At 69.4% G+C, this 21,041-nt stretch carries 18 protein-coding genes and 2 pseudogenes; 9 read left to right on the top strand and 11 right to left on the bottom strand.

The genetic code is table 11. The features are described from left to right. On the bottom strand, positions 1-195 hold the full coding sequence (locus tag AB0C27_RS44465) for an ATP-binding cassette domain-containing protein (protein WP_357858173.1): 195 nt from the start codon (positions 193-195) through the stop codon (positions 1-3). A 602-nt stretch (positions 196-797) separates the two neighbouring features. On the opposite strand from AB0C27_RS44465, the gene AB0C27_RS44460 reads away from it, so the two are divergent. From AB0C27_RS44460 to AB0C27_RS44430, 7 genes are all read left to right on the top strand, one after another. After that, complete coding sequence (locus AB0C27_RS44460; protein ID WP_357858170.1) at positions 798-2,075, top strand: ROK family transcriptional regulator; 1,278 nt, start codon at positions 798-800, stop codon at positions 2,073-2,075. Between the two features lie 208 nt (positions 2,076-2,283). After that, positions 2,284-7,206, top strand: coding sequence for a ThuA domain-containing protein (locus AB0C27_RS44455; protein ID WP_357858604.1), 4,923 nt, complete (start codon positions 2,284-2,286; stop codon positions 7,204-7,206). Between the two features lie 64 nt (positions 7,207-7,270). Next, positions 7,271-7,906, top strand: a complete 636-nt coding sequence (locus tag AB0C27_RS44450) for a hypothetical protein (protein ID WP_329581227.1) — start codon at positions 7,271-7,273, stop codon at positions 7,904-7,906. Positions 7,907-7,996: 90 nt separating this feature from the next. Next, entirely contained in the window at positions 7,997-9,013 is a 1,017-nt protein-coding gene (locus AB0C27_RS44445; RefSeq protein ID WP_357858167.1) for a hypothetical protein, read from the top strand. A gap of 79 nt (positions 9,014-9,092) precedes the next feature. Next, positions 9,093-9,743 (top strand): hypothetical protein, encoded by a 651-nt coding sequence (locus AB0C27_RS44440; RefSeq protein ID WP_357858164.1) that lies wholly within the window; start codon positions 9,093-9,095, stop codon positions 9,741-9,743. 143 nt (positions 9,744-9,886) lie between these two features. Then, positions 9,887-10,243: a hypothetical protein gene (locus AB0C27_RS44435; protein WP_357858161.1), complete on the top strand. Its 357-nt coding sequence runs from the start codon at positions 9,887-9,889 to the stop codon at positions 10,241-10,243. Next, on the top strand, positions 10,188-10,814 hold the full coding sequence (locus AB0C27_RS44430) for an integrase core domain-containing protein (protein ID WP_357858158.1): 627 nt from the start codon (positions 10,188-10,190) through the stop codon (positions 10,812-10,814). Before AB0C27_RS44435 ends, AB0C27_RS44430 begins: the two co-directional genes overlap by 56 nt. Positions 10,815-10,970: 156 nt before the next feature. On the opposite strand, the gene AB0C27_RS44425 is transcribed toward AB0C27_RS44430, so the two are convergent. Further along, complete coding sequence (locus tag AB0C27_RS44425) at positions 10,971-11,528, bottom strand: TetR/AcrR family transcriptional regulator (protein WP_357858155.1); 558 nt, start codon at positions 11,526-11,528, stop codon at positions 10,971-10,973. 82 nt (positions 11,529-11,610) lie between these two features. Here AB0C27_RS44425 and AB0C27_RS44420 point away from each other — a divergent pair, with 82 nt between their 5' ends. Further along, on the top strand, positions 11,611-12,543 hold the full coding sequence (locus tag AB0C27_RS44420; protein WP_357858152.1) for a zinc-binding dehydrogenase: 933 nt from the start codon (positions 11,611-11,613) through the stop codon (positions 12,541-12,543). Between the two features lie 197 nt (positions 12,544-12,740). Here AB0C27_RS44420 and AB0C27_RS44415 read toward each other — a convergent pair. The 9 genes and pseudogenes from AB0C27_RS44415 to AB0C27_RS44375 all read right to left on the bottom strand — a co-directional run. Beyond that, positions 12,741-12,857, bottom strand: a pseudogene (locus AB0C27_RS44415) (hypothetical protein); the annotation flags it as partial. Positions 12,858-13,410: 553 nt separating this feature from the next. Then, on the bottom strand, positions 13,411-14,148 hold the full coding sequence (locus AB0C27_RS44410; protein WP_357858149.1) for a maleylpyruvate isomerase family mycothiol-dependent enzyme: 738 nt from the start codon (positions 14,146-14,148) through the stop codon (positions 13,411-13,413). Further along, positions 14,145-14,294 carry a hypothetical protein gene (locus AB0C27_RS44405; RefSeq protein WP_357858147.1) on the bottom strand — a complete coding sequence of 50 codons (150 nt, stop codon included), beginning with the start codon at positions 14,292-14,294 and terminating at the stop codon, positions 14,145-14,147. Before AB0C27_RS44405 ends, AB0C27_RS44410 begins: the two co-directional genes overlap by 4 nt. A 131-nt stretch (positions 14,295-14,425) precedes the next feature. Next, a pseudogene (locus AB0C27_RS44400) lies at positions 14,426-14,623 on the bottom strand (MFS transporter); the annotation flags it as partial. A gap of 143 nt (positions 14,624-14,766) precedes the next feature. Further along, a complete protein-coding gene (locus AB0C27_RS44395; protein ID WP_357858144.1) occupies positions 14,767-16,767 on the bottom strand; it encodes a SpoIIE family protein phosphatase in 2,001 nt (666 codons plus the stop codon). A gap of 5 nt (positions 16,768-16,772) precedes the next feature. Further along, a complete protein-coding gene (locus AB0C27_RS44390) occupies positions 16,773-17,153 on the bottom strand; it encodes an SDR family NAD(P)-dependent oxidoreductase (RefSeq protein ID WP_357858141.1) in 381 nt (126 codons plus the stop codon). A 177-nt stretch (positions 17,154-17,330) separates the two neighbouring features. After that, on the bottom strand, positions 17,331-17,489 hold the full coding sequence (locus AB0C27_RS44385) for a hypothetical protein (RefSeq protein ID WP_357858138.1): 159 nt from the start codon (positions 17,487-17,489) through the stop codon (positions 17,331-17,333). A gap of 1,004 nt (positions 17,490-18,493) precedes the next feature. Beyond that, the gene (locus AB0C27_RS44380; RefSeq protein WP_357858135.1) at positions 18,494-18,631 is read right to left on the bottom strand and encodes a hypothetical protein; all 138 of its coding nucleotides are present in this window, start codon (positions 18,629-18,631) and stop codon (positions 18,494-18,496) included. Next, entirely contained in the window at positions 18,622-19,614 is a 993-nt protein-coding gene (locus AB0C27_RS44375; RefSeq protein ID WP_357858132.1) for a magnesium and cobalt transport protein CorA, read from the bottom strand. The genes AB0C27_RS44380 and AB0C27_RS44375 overlap by 10 nt, the downstream gene beginning before the upstream one ends. A gap of 408 nt (positions 19,615-20,022) precedes the next feature. On the opposite strand from AB0C27_RS44375, the gene AB0C27_RS44370 reads away from it, so the two are divergent. Further along, complete coding sequence (locus AB0C27_RS44370) at positions 20,023-20,994, top strand: helix-turn-helix domain-containing protein (RefSeq protein ID WP_357858129.1); 972 nt, start codon at positions 20,023-20,025, stop codon at positions 20,992-20,994. Positions 20,995-21,041 lie beyond the last annotated feature (47 nt).

The raw sequence follows: 21,041 nt of genomic DNA, 5'->3' as shown, positions 1-21,041 counted from the left end.
TCAGCTCGTGGAAATGTCGCAGAGGCCAGCGGCCGGCTCGTCCATGATCAGCAGCCGGGCGCCGTGCCGCAGGCCGAACATGGCGCGGGCGATGGCGATGCGCTGCCACTCGCCGCCCGACGCGTCGGTCATCACCGTGTCCGAGCCGTCCGGAAGCCTGCCGATGAACTCGCGGAGCCTGGCCTGCGCCGCCACCGCGCGCAGGCACTCGTCGGCCTTAATGGCGGCCTTCAGCGTGCCCGCCCGCCTGGCGTGCCGGTTGGCACCACCGCGGCGGCACCGAGGTCGGCGTCAACGGTGCCGGTGCGGCTTTGTACGGCCGTTCAGGCGGGCGGGAGTCATGGGTGAAAAAGGGGCGCGGGAGGGTAAGGACGGCGCTTTTCCGGCCGATCGAGGGCAGGCGTCATGGCCGCGGCGACGTAAGAAAACCGGACGATCAGGCGGGCGGGGGCTCAGGGGCGGGGTGCGGGTCTCGGGGACGGGTCCTGAGGGCTCAGGTGGACCCGCCATCACTCGCCGAGTCGGCGGCGTGACCGTCGGTCCGGATGTGGTCCACGCTCCTCCTCGATCAAGTTGGGTGGCTAGCCGCATTAAAAGAGGGGACTTTCGCCGACACAAGGGTGAAATCGTTTGCAATTTAGGTAACGTTCCGGTAACTAACGCCGAAACGGTCGCTGAAATGCGCAGACATCAGCGATGCCAACTCGTTACGCGACGGAGGGGTTCACGGTCGGACATTGGCGTGTTACAACCCGATTAATTGATCTCAGAGATAAACAAAGGGGCAGGTGGTGCGCATGTCGTACAAGCCACCCAATCGCGCCCCGGGCGGCGCTCCACCGGCGAGTCCTGCCGCGCTGCGCCGGGCGAACCTCTCGCTCGTGCTGCGCGAGCTGCGCGACCACAGGGTCCTGTCCCGCGCCGACATCGCCGAGACGACCGGGCTGCACCGCGCCACCGTCTCCAACCTGATGGCCGAGCTGCTGGAACGGCGTCTCGTACGCGAGGTCGGTGTCAGGCACGTCGGCGCAGTCGGCCGCCCCAGGCGCGCGGTGGCCTTGCACGGCGCGCACGTCGGCGCGCTCGGCATGGAGATCAACGTCGACTACATCGCGGTCCATGGCACCGACCTCAGCGGCCGGGTCCTGGTCGAGCGCCGGATCGTGCACGACGCGGTGGGCAGCGGCCCGGACGGCTCCGTGCGGCGGCTCGCGGCCGTGGCAGGGCAGGCCGTCGAGGCCATGCGGCGGGCCGGAGCGACCCCCGCCGGCATCGCGGTCGCCGTCCCCGGGCTCGTGGACGTCACCCGCGGCGTCGTGACGCTCGCCCCCAACCTGTCCTGGCACGAGCTGCCCCTGGCCGAGCGGCTGACCTCCGTGCTCGGCCCGTTGCGCCTGCCGGTACGGGTGGACAACGACGCGAACCTCGCCGCCCTGGCCGAGTACACCTCCGGCGTCGCCGCCGGCACGCCCTACCTGGTGTACCTCACCGGCGAGGTCGGGGTCGGCGGCGGCATCATCCTGGACGGCCGGCTGCTGCGCGGCGCGGACGGCTTCTCCGGCGAGGTCGGGCACCTCCAGGTGGACCCCCACGGCGCCCAGTGCGGGTGCGGCCGCGCCGGATGCTGGGAGACCAAGGTCGGCCTGGCCGCGCTCGTCCGCGCGGCGATGCCCGAGCAGGCGTACGGGCTGCCCGGCAGGCCGGTGCCCGACCCCGGCGAACGGGTGAGCGACATCGCCGGCGGCCTGGCCGCGGGCGACCCGCGGATGACGGCGGCGGTGGCGCAGGTCGGCGAGTGGCTCGGGCTCGGCGGCTCGATCCTGGCCAACCTGTTCAACCCGCGCGTGATCGTCATCGGCGGCTACTTCGCCTCGCTGGCCCGGTGGCTGCTGCCGCACGCGCAGGACCAGCTGGACCGGCTCGTGGTGGCGGCCCCCGCCGCCCAGTGCCGCTTTGTCGCCTCCACGCTCGGCTTCGGCGCCGCCTCCCGGGGCGCCGCCAGCATGGTGGTCAGCGACGTCATCGACGACCCGACGGCGATCATCGGTACGTCACCCCGGCCGGCACCCGTCTGACGGCCCCGCAGACCTGGAGACGGCACCCTCCAGCACCCCGCAAGATCCGCTCCACGAAGTGGCAACAGCGCGGCGGCGCGCGCCTTGCCTGACGTCCCCCCGGTCAGGAAGGGTTTCCATGTCACCACGTCATCGCACGTGGGCCAGGCTGCTCCGTGCGGCCCTGCCGTTACGCGGACGGCGCCTCAGGCGCCGAGCCGTGACGACGATGGCCTTATCCGCCCTCGTCGCCCCCCTCGCCGTCCCTCTCGTCCCGATCCTCGCGGCGCCCGTGAGCGCCGAGGCCACCTCGGCGGCCGAGCCCGCCTACAAGGTCCTCGTCTTCTCCAAGACGACCGGTTTCCGGCACGACTCCATCCCCGAAGGCATCGCGGCCGTGCAGCGACTCGGCCAGGACAACGACTTCGCGGTCGACACGACCGAGGACAGCGCCCTGTTCACGGACCAGAACCTGGCCCAGTACAAGGCCGTGATCTTCATGTCCACGACCGGTGACCCGCTGAGCACGCAGGACCAGAAGGACGCCTTCCAGCGCTACATCCAGAACGGCAACGGCTTCGTCGGCGTCCACGCGGCCGCCGACAGCGGCTACACCTGGGAGTGGTACGGCAAGCTGGTCGGCGCGTACTTCAAGAGCCACCCGGCGATCCAGCAGGCCACGGTCAAGGTCGAGGACCCGGCGCACCCGTCCACCAAGGACCTGCCGACGACCTGGACCCGTAGCGACGAGTGGTACGACTACCAGGCGAACCCGCGCCAGACGGTCCACGTGCTGACGTCGATGGACGAGACCTCCTACACCGGCGCCACGATGGGCGCCGACCACCCGAACACGTGGTGCCAGGACTTCGACGGCGGCCGTTCGTGGTACACCGGGCTCGGCCACATGAAGGAGAACTACAGCGAGCCGAACTTCCTGAAGCTGCTGCTCGGCGGCATCCAGACCGCCGCGGGCGTCGTCAAGGCCGACTGCTCGGCCTCGCAGAGCTCCAGCTTCGAGAAGGTCACCCTCGACGACGACACCTCCAACCCGATGATGGTGGACGTCGCGAAGGACGGCCGGGTCTTCTACATCGACCGCCTCGGCGAGGTCAAGATCATCAAACCGGCCGGCGGCACCGTGACGGCGGCCGATCTGGACGTCTTCACCGCCAACGAGAGCGGTCTGCTCGGCCTCGCGCTCGACCCCGGCTTCGACACCAACCACTGGGTGTATCTGTACTACTCGCCCACCGGGACGAACGTCGACCGGCTGAGCCGCTTCACCGTCACCGGCGACACCCTGGACCTGGCGAGCGAGAAGAAGATCCTCGACGTCCCGGTCCAGCGGGCCGAGTGCTGCCACCACGGCGGCGGCATGGTGATCGACCCGAAGACCGGCGACCTCTGGCTGGGCACCGGCGACAACACCAACCCGTTCGCCTCCGACGGCTACACGCCGATCGACGAGCAGTCGGGCCGGTCGAGCTGGGACGCCCAGCGCAGCGCGGGCAACACCAACAGCCTGAGCGGCAAGCTGCTGCGCATCCACCCCGAGGACGACGGCACCTACACGATCCCATCGGGCAACCTGTTCGCACCGGGCACGGCGAAGACCAAGCCGGAGATCTACGGCATGGGCTTCCGCAACCCGTTCCGCATGGGCCTGGACCCCAAGACGGGTCACATCATGCTCGGCGAGTACGGCCCCGACGCCAACTCCGCCAGCGCCACCCGCGGCCCGCAGAACACCGTCGAGTGGAACATCGTGTCCGAGCCGGGCAACTACGGCTGGCCGTACTGCGTCGGCGACAACACCCCGTACGTCGACTTCAACTTCGCCACGAGGCAGTCGGGGTCGGCGTTCAACTGCGCGGCGCCGGTCAACGACTCGCCGAACAACGACGGCCTGACCAGCCTGCCGCCGGTCATCCCCGCGACGGTCTGGTACCACTACGCGGCCGACCCGCAGCACTTCCCGGAGCTGAGGGGCGGCGCCCCCATGGGCGGCCCGGTCTACCGTGACGACCCCGACCTGCAGTCGGACGTCAAGTGGCCGGCGTACTGGGACGGCAAGGCGCTGTTCGGCGAGTGGAACAACGACAAGATCTGGTCGTTCCAGCTCGACGAGGACAGCACCGAACTTGTTGAGATGAACCCGATCCTCGGCACGTTGCCGTTCAAGAAGCCGATGGACATGAAGTTCGGCCCCGACGGCGCGCTCTACGTGATCGAATGGGGCTCCGGCTTCGGCGGCGACAACGCCGACTCCGGCATCTACCGCATCGAGTACACCAAGGGCACCCGCCCGCTGATCGCCCGCGCCACCGCGGACAAGACGGACGGGCCGCTGCCGCTGGCCGTCACGTTCTCCAGCGAGGGCAGCAGGGACCCGGACGACAAGCCGATCACCTACGCCTGGGACCTCGACGGCGACGGTGAGACCGACTCCACCGACCCGAACCCGTCCTTCACCTACGAGGAGGGCGGCGACTACAACGCCGTCCTGACCATCACCAACCCCGACGGCAGGACCGCCACCGCGAGCGTGGCGATCAGCGCGGGCAACACCCGTCCCACCGTCTCGGTGGACCTGCCGCCGAACGGCTCCTTCTTCGAGTTCGGCGACCAGGTGAAGTTCGAGGTCACCGTCACCGACCCCGAGGACGGCACGATCGACTGCGATCGGGTGCAGATCCAGGCGATCCTCGGCCACGACAGCCACGGCCACCCGCTAGACCAGCACAAGGGCTGTGAAGGCGTGCTGCAGACCCAGCAGGCCGGCCACGGCGAGTACGACAACCTCTTCTACGTCATCGAGGCCAGCTACGCCGACGACGGCGCCAACGGCGCCAAGTCGCTGACCGGGCGGGGCGAGGTCCTGCTGGAGCCCAAGCGCAAGCAGGCCGAGCACTTCTCGCAGACCGGCCGGGTGAGCGGCGGCACCGGCACCGACGCCGCGGGCGTCGCGGCGGAGACGACCAGCGACACCCAGGGCGGCAACGAGCACATCGCGTTCATCCAGGACGGCGACTGGTGGTCCTTCGACCCGGCGAACCTGTCGAACCTGACCGCGATCCGGCTGCGCGCCTCCTCCGGTGGCCCCGGCGGGACCGTGCAGATCCGGGCGGGCGACCCCGAGACCGGCACGCTGGTCGGCTCGGTCGAGGTGCCGCCCACCGGCGGCTGGCAGACGTTCACCGACGTCACTCTCGACCTGACGGAACCGCCGTCGGCGAGCGGGCCGCTGTACTTCGTCGTACGCAAGCCCACGGACGCGGCCGACGACGCCTACCTGATCAACGTCAACTGGGTCGACTTCGTCGGCAAGGGCGCGACCGACAACCAGCACCCGGTGGTGACCGCGACGGCCACCCCGGCGACGGGCGTCGCCCCGCTGCAGGTGGCCTTCACGGCGACGGCCACCGACCCCGAGGGCGACCCGCTCACCTACAAGTGGAACTTCGGCGTGGCCGGCGCACCCGAGCCCACCACCGCCGAGGCGAGCCACACCTACACCGCGCCGGGCACCTACACCGCCGTGGTGACCGTCACCGACGACAAGGGCGCGTCGGCCACCGCGCAGGTCCAGGTCAAGGTGGACGCCCAAGCCACGGTGTGCTTCACCGGCCGGTCCGACGACTTCCTCGGCGACCAGCTCGACCGTGACCGCTGGTCCGTCGTCCGCGAGAATCAGGACCTCAAGGTCGAGGACGGCAAGCTGGTGATCCCGACCTCGACCACCGACATCTACAGCACGGGCGGCAACACGCCGAACATCGTGCTGCAGCCGGCTCCCTCGGGCGCCTGGACGGCCACGGCCAAGCTCACGCTGGACGCGCGGGACGCGTACCAGCAGGCGGGCCTGGTCATCTACGGCGACGACGACAACTACGCCAAGATGGTGCTGCAGGCGCGCTCGACCTCGGGTTCCGACCACGCCAGCCGCATCTTCCAGTTCATCAGGGAGGAGAACGCCGCCCCCAACGAGGTGTCGCAGAGCAACACGGCCTCCCTCGGCGACGCCTACCCCGACACCGTGTACGTGCGGTTCGTCAGCGACGGCAGCACCATCAGCGCCCACTACTCCTCCGACGGCAGCACGTTCACCGCGATGCCGCAGACCAAGTCGCTCGCCGGGATCACCAGCCCGAAGATCGGCCTGATCTCGCTCGCCGGGGCCAACCACCCGGTGGTGGACGCGGCCTTCGACTGGTTCCACATCACGCCGGACGACACGGCGACCGCGCCCGCCCCGGACGACGAGTTCGACGGCACCGCGCTCGACACGTGCCGCTGGAGCGCGGTCGTGCGCCCCGACGCCACCGCCGCGCGGGTGAGCGGCGGCAAGCTGGAGCTGGACACCACGATGGGTGACATCTACGGGACCACCAACACCGGCCCGAAGAACCTCATCCTGCAACTGGCCCCGGACGGCGACTGGACGCTGGAGACCAAGCTGGACGCCTCGGCGCTCAACGAGCAGTACCAGCAGGGCGGCCTGATGGTCTACACCGGCGACGACGACTACGTGAAGCTCGACTTCCTCACCACCAACTCGCCGGGAGCCACGGTGGCGCGGGCCATCGAGCTGCGCAGTGAGGTCGGCGGCACCGTGCAGAGCCCGCAACCGCAGGCGAACAACCTCACCGGCGGCGAGTGGCACCTGCGGCTGAAGAAGGAGGGCGACACCTTCACCGGCTCCTACTCCTCCGACGGCCAGACCTGGACGGACCTGTCCGCTCCGGTGGAGAACAGCGCCGTGGCCGAAGACGCGAAGGTCGGCGTCTACACCATCGGCACCAACCAGACGGCCTCGAAGACGGTCACGTTCGACTTCTTCCGCCTGACCGGGGCGGCGCAGGTCGAGCTGGCGGTCTCCGCCGCGTCCCGCTGCATCGGCACCTCGGCGTACGTGGCGGTCACCGCCGTCAACACCTCCGAGACGGCGGCGACGGTGACGCTGACCACGCCGTACGGCACGAAGACCGTGGCCGGCGTGGCCCCGGGCAAGCAGGCGTACCAGTCCTTCAACAGCCGGGCCGGGCAGATCGACGCCGGCACGGTGACCGTGAAGGGGACGGCGACGATCGGCGGCCAGGAGGTCACCTCGTCGTACGACGCCGCGTACCCGGCGCTCGACTGCAGCTGAGACAGAACCCCCGGGCCGGCCGCTGGGCCGGCCGGCCCGGCCCACTCATAGATGGAGCGATCACATGAGAATCAACAAGGCCGCGCGGCTGCTCGCCGCCGCGGTGGTCGGTGTCGCGCTCGCCGGCGCCGGCCTGGCCGGTCCTGCCGTGGCCGAGGACGATCCCGAGGACGGCATCGACGTGTCGGTGACCATCGAGCCGGGCACCACTACCGGCCAGGTGTCCATGACCGTCGCCGACAACGGCGGGGTGGCCCTGCAGGAGAGCGGCTCCGACGCCGCCGCCCGCCAGTTCGTCGGCACCCTGCCGACGGTCACGGTGACCGACACCCGCGATCCCGGGGAGATCCCCGACGGTGACTTCTGGGCGGTCGTGGGCCAGGCCGGCGAGTTCACCGCGACGGACGGCTCCGCGCCGCCCATCGGCCCGCAGTACCTGGGCTGGCGGCCGCGGCTGCTGAGCGACTCCTCGACCGGCGCGGTCGCGGCCGGCGAGCCCGTCTCCAGCGTCATCTCCGACGGCTCGGGAGCGCCCACCGTCGGCCTGCAGGGCCAGGAACTGCTGGTGTCCACGGCGAACTCCGCCGACGAGATCGGCACCTGGGAGGTGAACGCCGACCTGGCGCTGCGCACGCCCACCGACGTCGCCGCCGGCGAATACCACTCGACCCTGACGCTCTCCCTGTTCAACCAGTCCTGAGCCATTTGCCGGGGCGCGGGACGCCATCGCCGCCCGGGACCCCTGCGGGGTTCCGGGCGGCCACGACGACGAGACTGGAGACATCCTCTGTTGAGCATCAACCGTGCGCGAGGCGTCCTCGCCCGCCTCGCCGTCCTCGCCGCCCTGCCGGCCGCCGTCCTGGTGGGGCCGGCGGCCCCGTCGCACGCCGACACCACCTGGTCGGTCGTGCCGGCCAACGCGGGCGGGCCCGACGGCCGCAGCGCCATCGACCTCGAACTCCCCGGCGGCGGGCAGGTGGTCGAGCACGTCGCGGTCATCAACCGCTCCACCGAGCCGGTCGAGTTCGGGATCGACGCCAACGACGGCTACCTGACCTCCAAGGGATACTTCGACATGCGGCCGTCGGACGTCGCGCCGGTGGACGGCGGCTCGTGGATCACGGTGCCCGAGAAGGTGACCGTCGCCGCCGGTGCCACCTCCGTCGTGCCGGTGACGGTGTCGATCCCCGGCAACGCGACGCCGGGCGACCATCCTGCCGGAGTGACCGCGTCCCTGGAGACGGTCTCCGGGCAGGTACGGGTCCAGAACCGGGTGGGCGTCCGCCTGAACATCCGGGTCACCGGCGACTACGTCGCCAAGGTGGCCGTCAGCGGGGTGCGGGCGGAGTACACGGGCTCGTGGAATCCCTTCGTCCCTGGGACGGTCGAGGTGACGTACACGGTGGCCAACGCCGGAAACATCCGGCTCGTCAGTGACAACCGGGTGCTGTCGTCCACGCTGTTCACCGAGAACTCCTGGAGCGACCCGTCCGCGGCCAGGGCCAGGGAGCTCATGCCGGGCGGCAGCCGTACGTACGTCGCGCGGGTGGCGGGGGCCTGGCCGCTGGGGCCGGTCCGTACGACGGTCGTGGCGGTCCCCTCCTTCGCCGGTGCGGCGGCGCCGGACGTCGCCGTGCGGCAGGCGACGATCGCCACCACGGTCTGGGCGCTGCCGTGGCCGCAGCTCGGCCTCGTCGTCCTGCTCGTCCTCACCTTCTTCGCCCTCCGGCTGAACGCCGCGCGGCGCCGCAGGCGCATCGAAGAACTGATCAGGCTCGCCCGTGAGGGCAGGCCGCAGGAGACGTGAGTCCCGTCACCCGCCCTCAGAGGTGGCGGCCGTCAACCGGCCCGGGCGCCGGCATCGAATCGCAAGGGAGCCATGTTCCGTGAAGAAGGCATCGGCCTACGTCCTGACCGTCCTGCTGTCCTGGGCCGGGCTGGTGCTCGGCGCACCGGCCGCCCACGCGCACGGCGGGCCGATCAAGCTGGAGGTGATGGGTGACGGGGCCGACAACGTCAACGTGCTCGTGACGTACAAGAAGGACGGCCATCCCGTGACCGAGATCGTCGCGGCGACGCTGACCGCTACCTCGTCCGACGGCCGTGCCTTCGGCCCGGTCCCGCTCCGGTCGGCCGGCGAGGGCCAGAACCTCTACCGCTCCGCCGAGCCGCTGCCCAGCGGCGAGTGGCGGGTGACGGTGAGGGCGACCGAGCCGGCCAAGGCGAAGAAGACGGTGAAGGTGAAGGCCGGCGTGGTCGCCGCGCCGGTGGCGGCGACTGCGGCACCGGGCCCGACCGCCGCGCCCGCGCCGGGCTCGACGACCGCTCCCGCACCGGGTACGACGGCCGCCCCCGCTCCTGGCCAGGCGTCCGCACCCGCCCACCTGCACGAGGCCGCGGCGGGCGCGGCGGGTAAGACGGACGGGGACGGCGCGATGGGGAGCGTGCTGCGGATCGGCGTCATCGTCCTCGCGGCGCTCGCCGCCCTCGCGGCCTGGCTCGTCCTGGCCCACCGGCACCGGCAGACCCGCCCCTGAGCACACGCCCCCGCCGCTCGTGTCAGCGGCCGCGACCGTGAAGATCAAGGCCGCTGAGCACGAGCCTGTGGGTGCCCGAAACTCGGCCGTTGGGGCTGACCTGGTGTTTGGTGTTCCCGTTCTGGCGGGCATGATCGCTGTTCATGGCGCTGCGGTTGCTTTACCTGATCTTTGTCCGGCTTGCGGGTTGGTTGGTGTTGCTGGGTCGCTCGTATCGGTCGAAGGAAGCGGAGATCCTCGTCTTGCGTCATCAGGTCGCGGTGTTGCGTCGGCAGGTGGCAAGGCCTCGGCTGTCGTGGGCGGATCGGGCGGTGATCAGCGCGCTGGCGCGGCTGCTGTCTCCATCTGGTCGTCGGCGGTTGTTCGTGACGCGGTTACCGGCGGATCGCTGGGGAACTCGCCGCTCTGGGTTACCGGGTGGGCGCTTGCATCGTATGGCTCCTCTTGAAGAAGGCCGGCATCGATCCAGCGCCGCGACGCGCGGGACCGACCTGGAGTGAGTTCCTGCGTGCTCAAGCTGAGGGGATCTTGGCATGCGACTTCTTCCACTGCGACACCGTGCTGTTCAAGCGCCTGTATTGCCTGGTCGTCATGGAGATCAGCACCCGCAGGGTGCACGTCCTCGGCGTTACCGAGCACCCGACCGGGCCGTGGGTGGCGCAGCAGGCTAGGAACCTGATGATCGAGTTGGGGGACAGGGCGCAGGGGTTCAGGTTCCTCATCCGCGATCGGGATACCAAGTTCACCACGATGGTCGACGAAGTCTTCACGGCCGAGGGCATCCGCATTCTCAAGAGTCCGCCTTGCGCTCCGCGGGCCAACGCGTTCGTCGAACGCTGGATCGGTGGTCTGCGCCGAGAACTGCTCGATCGGATCCTCATCGTCAACGCCCGCCACTTACGGTGCGTGTTGGCTGCGTACGAAACCCACTTCAATGAGCATCGCCCGCATCGCTCCCTGGGCCAGGCCGCCCCGCTGCGAGCCCTTCCCGACCCGGTCGAGGACGATATCAAGGTCATCCGACATGACCGCCTCGGCGGGCTGATCCACGAATACGCGCAGGTCGCATGAGGCGGCCGAGTTCTTGGCACCCACAGGCGGTACGGCGGGTGGAACGAGATGGCGGTCACGCCCGGTACGGGCACCTCCGGCGCCGTGCTCTGTCCCTGCGCGTCGTACCACCAGCCGATGACCTGGCCGTTGTCCTTGCAGAATGGCCCGATCGGCTCATCCGACTGTGACCAGTGCCATCGCTGCCGCGCGGGCATCACTGGCTGCAGTGCCGGTGTGATCGACCAGGCCCCGGGTCTTGACGCCGTCATAGAGCACCAGCAGTTGCCGGGCCACGACGGTTGGTTGCGTGCTTCCTGCCGCAGTGGCCAGGCGCTCGAACAACGCGAGCATTCGCTCGTCGTGGGTGGCCAGCGCGTGATGAGCGGGATGCTCGGGTGTCAGGAAAACGGCTGCGCTGTTCACCAGAAGGCAGCCATGGTAGCTCGGGTCGGGCAGGTTGGCGGCCAGCAGGTCGAACGGTGCCACCAGTTGAGCCAGCGGGTCACCACCGCGTCGTTCCAGTTCGGCGTCCAACTCGGTGAACCATTCGTCGCTTGCCGCGGTGAGCACGGTGCCGATGAGGGCGTCCTTGGACTTGAAGTGCGCGTACACGGTGGGCTTGGCGACGTTGGCCCGCTCCGTGACGGCATCGATCGAGACGCTGTAGCCGTGGGCGTAGAACAGCTCGCGTGCGGCTTCCAGCAGTCGATCACGTGCAGCGGGACGAGGCATACCAAAATTCTAACCGGTAAGTTCAGTCTGGTAGGGTATTCCTACCAATCTAACTGGTTAGTAAGTCTGAAAGAGGATATGGATGCGTGCCCTGATCTACGATCCCGACGCCGCACAGGGCGTACGGTTCGACGAGATCGACGAACCCCGACCGCAGGCGTCGCAGGTGTTGATCAAGGTTGTGACGGCTTCGCTCAACTTCGGCGAGCTTGCCTTCGCTGCCCGGCAACTGCGCCCCGGCCAGGTCTTCGGCAAGGATGCCGCCGGTGTTGTGGTGAAGGCCGCCGCCGATGGCTCCGGACCGCCTGAGGGCGCACGCGTCTCCTCGTTCGCAGGGACAGGCGGGTGGGCCGAGCTGCGCGCCGTCGATACCGCAGACCTGGCCGTTGTGCCCAAGGGCGTCGACCTCGGTGCGGCCGGCGCCCTGCCCGCGGCCGGCGCGACAGCTCTGCAAGCGGTCCGCCGGCTGGGTTCCGTACTCGGACGCCGCGTGCTGGTGACCGGAGCGTCAGGAGGTGTGGGACGGCTCGCCGTACAACTGGCCGCGCGCGCAGGCGCGCACGTCATCGCATCGGTGGGGCGGCCGGAACGCGCCGTCGGACTGCGCGAACTGGGCGCCGCGGAGATCCTTGTCGGTACGGCGAAAGCCACCGATCCTGTGTTCGGCGTGCTCGACAACGTGGGTGGCCGACTGCTGAGCGAGGCGTTCGGGCAACTCCAGGACGGCGGCCTCGCCTTGTCCATCGGATGGGCATCTCGCGAGCCGACCGTCATCGACTTCGAGGAAGAACGACTGACAGGCATCCCCAAGCGGTTGGAACCCTTCATGGTGTCCGGCCCCTTCGGCCCGGATATCGCCTACCTGATCCACCTGCTGGAGAACGCCGAACTCGATCCACAAGTCGGCTGGCGCGGCCCCTGGACCCAGGTCGACGAGGCGATAGAGGCACTGCTGGCGCGCCGCGTTCCCGGCAAGGCCGTACTCGACCTCGCTTCCGACGAACCGGCGGCATAAGCGTCGGGCAGGCGGTGGTGGCCGTCCCCATATCGAGGGTTTGGCCTGTTGGTTGAGTTGGGTGGTGGCGATGCGGGTGGCGTAGGCGATGTCGTCCGGGCAGGCGAACGACACGCCTGCCAGGGCGTGACGTATCGGGCAACCGGCGCCAGGAACGACAGGAGCCCGATCGGGGTGCTGTCCCGCCAGGTGGTGCGGAAGTCGGCCGGATCGACCTCGGCCCCGGCCAGGAAGGTCAGCACCACGCTGCCGAAAGAGGCCAGGAAGATGAGCCAGTCGTGGGTGGCCAGGTGCAGCGTGTTGCCCAGCGCCACCCCGGAGACGATCTCGATGATGGACACCGACAACCCGACCTCGACCGAGATGATGCTGCCGGGCCAGGACGGTCACCGCGAGCACGGCGGCGACGAACAGCGAACTCCCCATGGACCCGTTTCCCCTTCCCGGACGCGCTGAGGCGCGGCCAGGAAGCCATCAGCCGCATCCGGCGGTTCGACCCTCGCGCGACGCGCTGCTCGCGGGGGCTTCGGCGGGATCCATCGCCATCTACGAGGGTAGGCGCACCGCTTCCCCGCACGCCCGCACACTGACCTGAGGGACCCCATTCCGGCAGGCATCCGGCAGCCGACCGGGCTGCCGCAAGGCCACCTCGGCCGACCTGCCCGGCGTCATTTCGGGCCAGGCGGGCAAGGGCTCATAAGGAAGGCACAGCCGCCCCAGCCCCTGCCGAGGGCGGGCGGTGAGGCTTCCAGGCGAAGGAGCGTGCCATGAAGCTCGAAGGCGGCGCCTGCCGGCTGGCCGTGATCGTGGGCGAGCACGACCAGTACCACCACCGGCCCTTGTTCACGCCGGTCGCTGGTCAGGTCGTCAGGGTTGGCGTGCCCGGCCCCAGCCGGGGGTGGGTGGCTGCGGCCAGGGGGGCGGGAGCGGCAGGTTCTCGTCCGGTCCGGGGGTACGGCCGGCGAGCCAGCCGAGCAGCACGTGCCCGGCGGCGGCGACCGTGGGCCCGCCGGGGGTGAGCTCCCAGCTGCGCCCCAGATCGACTGCCTCGGCCGAACCGATGGGGAGGTGCTGTTCTTTCAGGGTGGCGAGTGTGTCGTCGAGGGCCCATATGACGTACGAGACCGGCCAGTCGGACGGGTGGTAACCGCAGTACAGGTCGACATGGTGGGTTTCGAGTTCGCGTAGGCATCGCCACAGGGTGAACCAGGCCGGGTGCCGCCAGCCCGCCAGCGCCGTGACCAACCGGCTCCAGGCGTCAGCCGGCATCGCTCTGGCCTCCTCTGCGAAGCGTTCCAGGCTGAGGCGCACGTCGGCGGCGAGTGCGGCCGCGCGTTCCGTCGTACTGGGCGGGGGAGCCGTGGTCGGCCTGCTGCCGGGGTGGTGGCACCCGCGGGCTGAACGCAGCAACCAGGTGTAGGCGTCGGCGCTGCGAGCGAGGTGCACGAGCACCTGGCCGCGCGTCCAGGCGGGGAGTGCCGACGGAGCGCGCACCTGGTCGTCGGTCAATGTGGTTGCGGCTTTGATGAGCCGCGCGCTGGATCGGCCGACCTCTTCGATCAGATCGCCGATGGCCTTCTCGTTCGGCTGTGGGTTCGTGGTCACAGAATCACCTGGGGGACGAGATGGTGGTCGAGGTTCGCGCCGGTGGTGATGGGGGCCGCGGTCGTGCCCCTTCGGCGATGGTGGCGGTCGGGGTGGCGCTGGGGGTGATACCCGCCCATACGCCAGGCGTGCTCCATCAGTTTCACGTGCTGGCTCCGCTCGAAGAGCCGGTCTGTGGCCGTGATCCGTCGAGCTGACGATCTCGGCGGCCGGGCGCTGATTGCTCGGCGGATGCCCTGGACGGCCCCAGGTCCTGCGGCTTGCTGCGCATGCGGGCCTCCGGCAGGAGGCTCAGCAGGCCCAGCGCCGCCAGTGCCGCGCCGAGCCAGAGAGGGGCCCGCAGGCCGTAGGCATCGATGGTCAGGCCTCCGATCGAAGAGCCGATGATGACCCCGAGGGTGATGAAGGACGAGTGGACCGTATTGACCAGCGGCCGGGCGTTGGTGGTGCGTTGGACGCGGGTGGCCATGGCGGGTTCATGGTGACGCCTACTACTAGAGCGACCGAAGAGACCCGAAGGAACTCAAGGGTTATTAGTTACACGAGTTGCCTGTACGCCAGCTTCGACCTGCGCCGGCGCACTGTCCTGAAAGCCTTCCCCAGCCTCCAACGGCGGGGTCAGGCCTGGATGCGGGCCATGAGCAGGGCGATGTCGTCCTCGGGTGTGTCGTCCACGATGGAGCCGATGACGGTCGTGCACACGCATTCGAGCGTCGCCGACCGCGATGCCGCGCGGGCGAGGGTGTCGCCGAGCCTGGCCATGCCCGTGTCGAGGTCGGCATGCCGCGTCTCAATCAAGCCGTCGGTGTAGAGGGCCAGCAGGGTCCCGGCCGGCAGATGCAGGTCGTGCGACTGGAAGGTGCCCAGCCCGACGCCGATCGGCGTGCCGGCGGGTAGCGAAGGGAACGTCACGTCGCCGGACGGGGTCACGATTGCGGGCGGTGGGTGTCCGGCTGCGGCCATGGTGCAGCGGCCGGTGCGCGGATCGTAGACCGTGTACAGACAGGTGGCGCTTGTGACGTCGAAGCCGCGGGCGTCCTTGGCCATCAGGTGGTCGAGGTGGGTGAGCAACTGGTCCGGAGGCAGGTCCAGGTAGGCCAGGGTGCGCACGGCGGTGCGCAGTCGGCCCATGGTGGCCGCGGCGTTGATGCCGTGCCCGGTCACGTCGCCGACGACCAGGGCGAGGCGGGAGCCGGGCAGGTGGATGGCGTCGTACCAGTCGCCGCCCACCCCCTTGTGCCGGTCGGAGGGCAGGTAGCGCGAGGCCACCTCGACGGTGTCGGTGCCGCTGAGGCCGTCCGGCAGGAGGTCGCGCTGGAGTGCGAGCGCGGTCTGCCGCTCGCGGGTGTACTGGCGCGCGTTGTCCAGGCTCAGTGCGGCCCGCGCGAACAGCTCCTCGGCCAGGAGCAGGTCGTCTCGGGTGAACGGCGCCGGGTTGGAGGTGCGCGCGAACGCCGCAACGCCGAGCACGTCGCCGCGCGCCTGCAGCGGAATGACGATCAGCGAGTGCACGCCGCGGGCGCGCATGGTGCGCGACCGGTCGGGGTTCAGGTCCAGCCAGGTGCCGGGCGAGGTGTCCAGCACGGGCTCGAAGTGCGGCCGGCGCGTGTGCAGGACCTCCATGAACGGTGATCCCTGCGGCACGAACACCGCCTCGTTGCGTCCCCAGAGAGACTCGGGCACCCCGTCGTGCACCGAGGCCATGCCAGCCCGCCGGAAGACGGGAATGCCGGCCTCTGACGCGGCCAGCCGCTGCAACGGCTCGGCGCCGGGCAGCATCTCCTCGCACAAATCGACGGTCATGTAGTCGGCCAGGACCGGAATGGCCAGCTCGGCCAGCTCTTGGGCGGTTTTCCTGACATCCAGCGTGCTGGCGAGCCGGACGCTGGCCTCGCGCAGCAGCTTGAGGCGATCTCGCGCCTTGCTGTTGCTGAAATCCAGAGCCACCGAGCACACGCCCAGCGGCCGGCCGTCGGCGCCCACCAGAGGCGACAGCGAGATGGACAGCGCACGCTCCTGACCCTCATAGGACCAGTGGGCCTCCCGGTCGATCACGGGCTGGCCGTCGGCGAGCACCTTGCGCATCGCGTCCTGCACCGCCTCGGTGTCGATCCCCTCGATGGGCTCGGTCAGGGAGCGGCCGTTACGGTAGTAGGGGTAGCCGTCGCCGAGCTGCTCAGACGCCTCGTTCCGCCAGACGCAGCGCAGATTCTTGTCCCAGATGGCCATGGCGATGGGGAAGCTGCTGATGAGCGATTCCAGCAGGGCGCTGGTGGACAGGTCGGTGGCGGCCGCGATCGCTGACACCAGCCAGAACCCCTGTCGGGTCCCGGCATCGTCGTCCAGAGTGAGCGGGGCGGCTTCGGTGCGGACGATGACCACCTCGCCGTCCCGCCGCCGCACCTCCATGAATCCCGTACTGGGCAGATGCGTGCCGGGCGGTTCGCCGCCCTGGCCGTCGGACGGGAGCAGTGTGCCGATGGGGCGGCCGAGAATGTCGGTGGCGGGGTAGCCGGTGAGCTCTTCGGCGGCCTGGGTCCAGCCGACCACTGTGCCCGTGCGGTCGACGACGGCGATCGCTGGGATCGTCCCTCCACGAAGGATGCCAGCTGCTTTCATGCCCATCACCTCCAGTTGGGGACGAGGCGGTGGGCGGTGGTAGCGCCGATACCGCTGGAAGAGCCCATGGCGACGAGGCCGAACAGGGAGCGCGCCTCGGCGTCGGTGATCTCCAGTGCGCCGAGCAGGCCCCGGCCGGCGTTGTTGACCTGGACGTCGACGTTGCCGAAACGCTGGACGGCGGTCTCGACGGTGGCCGGGGCGATCTTCTGATCGCGGGTGACGTCGAGCCGGACGCCGAGCACCCGGCCGGACCGCTGGAGGTCGCCGGGCAGGCGGGCGGGGTCGCGGACCGCCGCCACCACGGTGTCGCCGTGTGCCAGGGCGGTGCGGGCGAGGTGCAGGCCGAGCCCCCGGGAAGCGCCGGTGATGAACCACGTGGACATGTGAAAGCTCCTTCGTCGCCAGCCAGAAAGGCCCTCATGCCCCACGGTGTGCTGCTGGGCAGCGGCCTTCTCGCCCCGGCCGGTGCGGCCGGGCGATCTGGAAGGGGGCCCGCGCGATGCTCCAGTCCAGCAAGTTGTCCGACCCAGTGGCCCACCACAGGTCGGTGATCGCGCGGTTCACCCCGTCAGGCCGTTGGTGGCGGTGTAATGCCACATTACCGCCTTGGTGCCCTGACGGGTCAGTTGGCCATCGCCTTCCACCCCACCGGCGGTCCACGCCTTCTGGTCGTTCACGCCGCGCGGATGGTGGGGCTGGCGGGTCTGGTCCCAGCCCACACAGAGGATAAGTTGGCGAGGAGCCGAGGCCCAAGCCGACCACCCTTCGACAGAGGTGAAGCATGCGCCGTCGTCCCGAGGATGGGCAGCGTGCGCCGCCGCCTGGCCGCGCCGTCGGCGACCCGTTCCCTCGGTACGGCACGATGATGCGCCCTGCTCGAACGGACGGCTCCTCGTACTCCAGTGACACTTCGCGATCTTGGGCCTGGAGGTGGCATGAAGGCGGCCACCATGTGATCATTCGGAGTGGTTGGACGGAAATATCGTGTGCCTTTGCCCGATCCCATCACAGGTGGGGTCATGCTCACCCCTGTCGTGAAACGCTCCCGATAGCCCGCAGGCATGACGCCGAAGCGACGCCAGCCGGCTGGCACAGACGATCGCAGACCTTGGAAGCCCGGCTCACCGAGCCGGGGGCAGGCCGACGAGGGTAAACGGCCCTCAACGGCCAGCCAGGAGCCCCACCATGACCACGCTCGAACGCACCCTTGTCCAAGCCCTCACGAAAATCGTCATCAGGCTGGATCTCAGCGACGACGACACCATCACGCCCGAGGCCACAATGGAGGTGCTCCAGTCGGTGATCGCTCTCCTGCACGACTCCCTCCCTACGCGTGCAGGCGTGCGCGAGACGTGCACATGCACGACGGAGAGCGAGCGCGGTCCCGCGCCGCCAGGGGCCGCCCGATGCCGGTCCCGCCCAACGCCCAGACGCTGCAGACACCGGCCGACGGCACCGGCGGACGCGCCTACGACGCCCAGAGCGCCACATCGCTGGATGCGGTGTATGAGGGCCTCGGCAGCTTGCTCGGCACCATGCCCAAGACCCAGGACATCAGCGCCGAGGTGCTGCGCCGGGGCCCCGTTGCCGGCGTTCGCGCTGGCCGCCCTGGCACTCCTGACACCGATCCGGCTGGCCTGGCCGCGCCGCGTCTGGCCGGTGAGCGCCGCGCAGCAGAGGTCACCTCGACGATCGGCGGCCGGGGCCGTGCGGAGCCGCGATCTCAGGGCAGGGGGCCGGCAGCACGCGGGTCGAGCAGGATGAGCACGCTCAGCAGGACGATCCAGGCGACGACGGCGGCCACCAGGAGCCTGGCGGTGGAGTACCGGCGGCGCAGCTTCTTGAAGGGGTTCACAGCCATCCGCTCCTGCGCAGCAGCCGGTGCACGATGATCACGGCGATGACCATGGCGGTCAGGCTGAGCGGGTAGCCCAGCAGCCAGTGCAGCTCGGGCATGTAGTCGAAGTTCATGCCGTAGATGCCGGCGATCATCGTGGGCACGGCGATGAGGGCCGCCCAGGAGGAGATCTTGCGCATGTCGGCGTTCTGCTGCATCGCCGCCTGGCTCTGCTCCCGGCCCACCAAGGCCAGGTGTGCGCTCAGCACGCTGGTCAGCAGTTCGTTGCGCTCGTCCACCGCCGCATCGACCCGCAGCAGGTGGTCCAGCACGTCGCGGAAGCGCTCCCGGTTGACCGAGCACAGCTCCACCCGGCCTTTGACGATCTCCTCCAGTACCGGGACCAGCGGATCCTGCGCGGTGCGGAACTCCAGTACTTCCCGCTTGAGCTGGTAGATGTCCTCGGTGACGTCGGCGTGCTCGCCGCTGAACACCCGGTGCTCCAGCGCGATCAGGTCGCTCTCCACCTCGTGGCTGATGCGGCCATAGGCGTCGACGACCTCATCGCAGATCGCGTACAGCACGCCGGCGGGCCCTGTGGCGAGCAGTTCGGGGTCGGCCTCCAGGCGGCGGCGCACCTCGGCCAGCGGGGCGGCCTGTCCGTGCCGGACGCTGATGACGAAGTCCTTGCTCAGGAACAGGTTGATCTCGCCGACCTCGATGTCGGAGCACGCCTTGTCGTACAGCAGCGGCTTGAGCACCACGAACAGGGTGTCGTCGTAGCGCTCCAGCTTGGCCCGCTGATGAGCGTGGATGGCGTCCTCGACCGCCAGCGGATGCAGCATCACCTCGCTGGTGATCAGATCGAACTCCTCCTGCGTGGGATCGTGCAGGCCGATCCACAGGAAACAGTCCCCCCGGGCCCGAGCGGCGCCGAAAGCGTCGCTGATGTCGCCGATGATCGTCTCGCGCGTGCCGTTGCAGTAGATCGCCTGGTCCACAATCACACGCCATATTGTTGCGTACCTGGACAATCGGCCGTCTGCGTTTGAACGGCACCGGGCTGGCGTGGGAGCCGCCACGGCGGCGTTTCGCTTCGTCCTCGAGCGCCTCAACGCTTCGCGGCGTTGTCGGCCGGAGTGCGGCAAGACCCTCCGACGGTGCCCTCGGCGGTCAAGCAGCAACAGCGGGGACAGCAAGGCCGCCGAGCCCCAACGCGGCGCTGACGCATCTGGGCGAGGGCGGCACAAGCCTGCCGCGCGTCCCGGACGCGCCGGAGCGGACGAGGATGACAACGAGCCATCCTCCTCGTCTCAGCCGCCAAGATGGCCCGCCTGTACCGCTTCATAACTCATCGCGTGGTGCTTGATCTGCGGCTTTGACCTCCACAGGCCCTACGGGCAAGATCGCAGTTCGTGTCGGTTCGTCTGCTGTCTCTGACCTTGATCCGGGTGTTCGGCTGGCTGGTGTTGCTGGGGCGTAGCCAGGCGTCCAAGGATGTCGAGATCATGGTGCTCCGCCACGAGGTTGCGGTGTTGAGTCGTCAGGTTGTGCGGCCGAAGCCGGACTGGGCCGATAGAGTGTTCCTGGCGGCCTTGGCCCATGTCCTGCCGTCGGTGCTGCGCGCTCCTCGGCTGGTCACCCCAGGAACCCTCTTGACCTGGCATGGTCGTTTGATCAAACGCTCCTGGACCTACCCCCACCGCACCGGCCGTCCCGGAACCAGCAAAGAGGTCCGGGATCTGGTCCTGCGCCTGGCTCGTGAGAACCCAAGATGGGGGTACCGGCGGGTCCACGGTGAACTGGTTCGGCTCGGTTTGCAGGTCAGCGCGGCGACCGTGCGGCGGATCCTGCGTTCACGCCGGCACAGTCCGGCGCCACGAACCTTCGACACTTCTTGGCGGACGTTTCTACGGCTGCAAGCGAAGGGGCTGCTCGCCTGTGACTTCTTCCACGTCGACACGGTCTTCCTGAAGCGCTTGTACGTGTGGTTCGTGATGGAGGTGGAAACGCGACGTGTGCACATCCTGGGCGTTAGCGCTCACCCCACAGGCGCCTGGACGGCTCAGCAGGCGAGAAATCTGTTTATGGATCTCGGCCGCCAGGTAAGGTCATTTCGGTTCCTCATCCGTGACCGGGACGCCAAATTCACCGCCGTCTTCGACGAGATCTTTACCAGCCAGGGCGTCACGGTGATGAAGACACCGCCACGAACGCCTCGAGCCAATTGCTACGCCGAACGCTGGATCCGCACCGTCCGAGCCGAATGCACCGACCGCATGCTGATCTACGACGAACGCCACCTTCGATCGGTTCTGAACGAGTATGTCGAGCACTACCCTCGATCTTTCGTGATCAAGGTGTGGCCAGCTGAACGGTTCGGCTGAGGGTCGAATACAGGCGGTGGTCAGCGCGCTGGCCCGGCTGTCGCGCC

The sequence above is a fragment of the Nonomuraea sp. NPDC048882 genome (genome assembly GCF_040649755.1).
Classification (GTDB): domain Bacteria; phylum Actinomycetota; class Actinomycetes; order Streptosporangiales; family Streptosporangiaceae; genus Nonomuraea; species Nonomuraea maheshkhaliensis.
Note: the sequence above shows the minus strand (reverse complement) of the source record. Positions and strands in the feature narration are given on the sequence as shown.

Excerpts from the sequence above, each read along its gene's own strand:
- AB0C27_RS44390 (WP_357858141.1), bottom strand. The coding sequence starts at position 17,153 with ATGTCCACGTGGTTCATCACCGGCGCTTCCCGGGGGCTCGGCCTGCAC.
- AB0C27_RS44450 (WP_329581227.1), top strand. The coding sequence starts at position 7,271 with ATGAGAATCAACAAGGCCGCGCGGCTGCTCGCCGCCGCGGTGGTCGGT.
- AB0C27_RS44435 (WP_357858161.1), top strand. The coding sequence starts at position 9,887 with ATGGCGCTGCGGTTGCTTTACCTGATCTTTGTCCGGCTTGCGGGTTGG.
- AB0C27_RS44455 (WP_357858604.1), top strand. The coding sequence starts at position 2,284 with ATGGCCTTATCCGCCCTCGTCGCCCCCCTCGCCGTCCCTCTCGTCCCG.
- AB0C27_RS44380 (WP_357858135.1), bottom strand. The coding sequence starts at position 18,631 with ATGGCTGTGAACCCCTTCAAGAAGCTGCGCCGCCGGTACTCCACCGCC.
- AB0C27_RS44460 (WP_357858170.1), top strand. The coding sequence starts at position 798 with ATGTCGTACAAGCCACCCAATCGCGCCCCGGGCGGCGCTCCACCGGCG.
- AB0C27_RS44420 (WP_357858152.1), top strand. The coding sequence starts at position 11,611 with ATGCGTGCCCTGATCTACGATCCCGACGCCGCACAGGGCGTACGGTTC.
- AB0C27_RS44395 (WP_357858144.1), bottom strand. The coding sequence starts at position 16,767 with ATGAAAGCAGCTGGCATCCTTCGTGGAGGGACGATCCCAGCGATCGCC.
- AB0C27_RS44425 (WP_357858155.1), bottom strand. The coding sequence starts at position 11,528 with ATGCCTCGTCCCGCTGCACGTGATCGACTGCTGGAAGCCGCACGCGAG.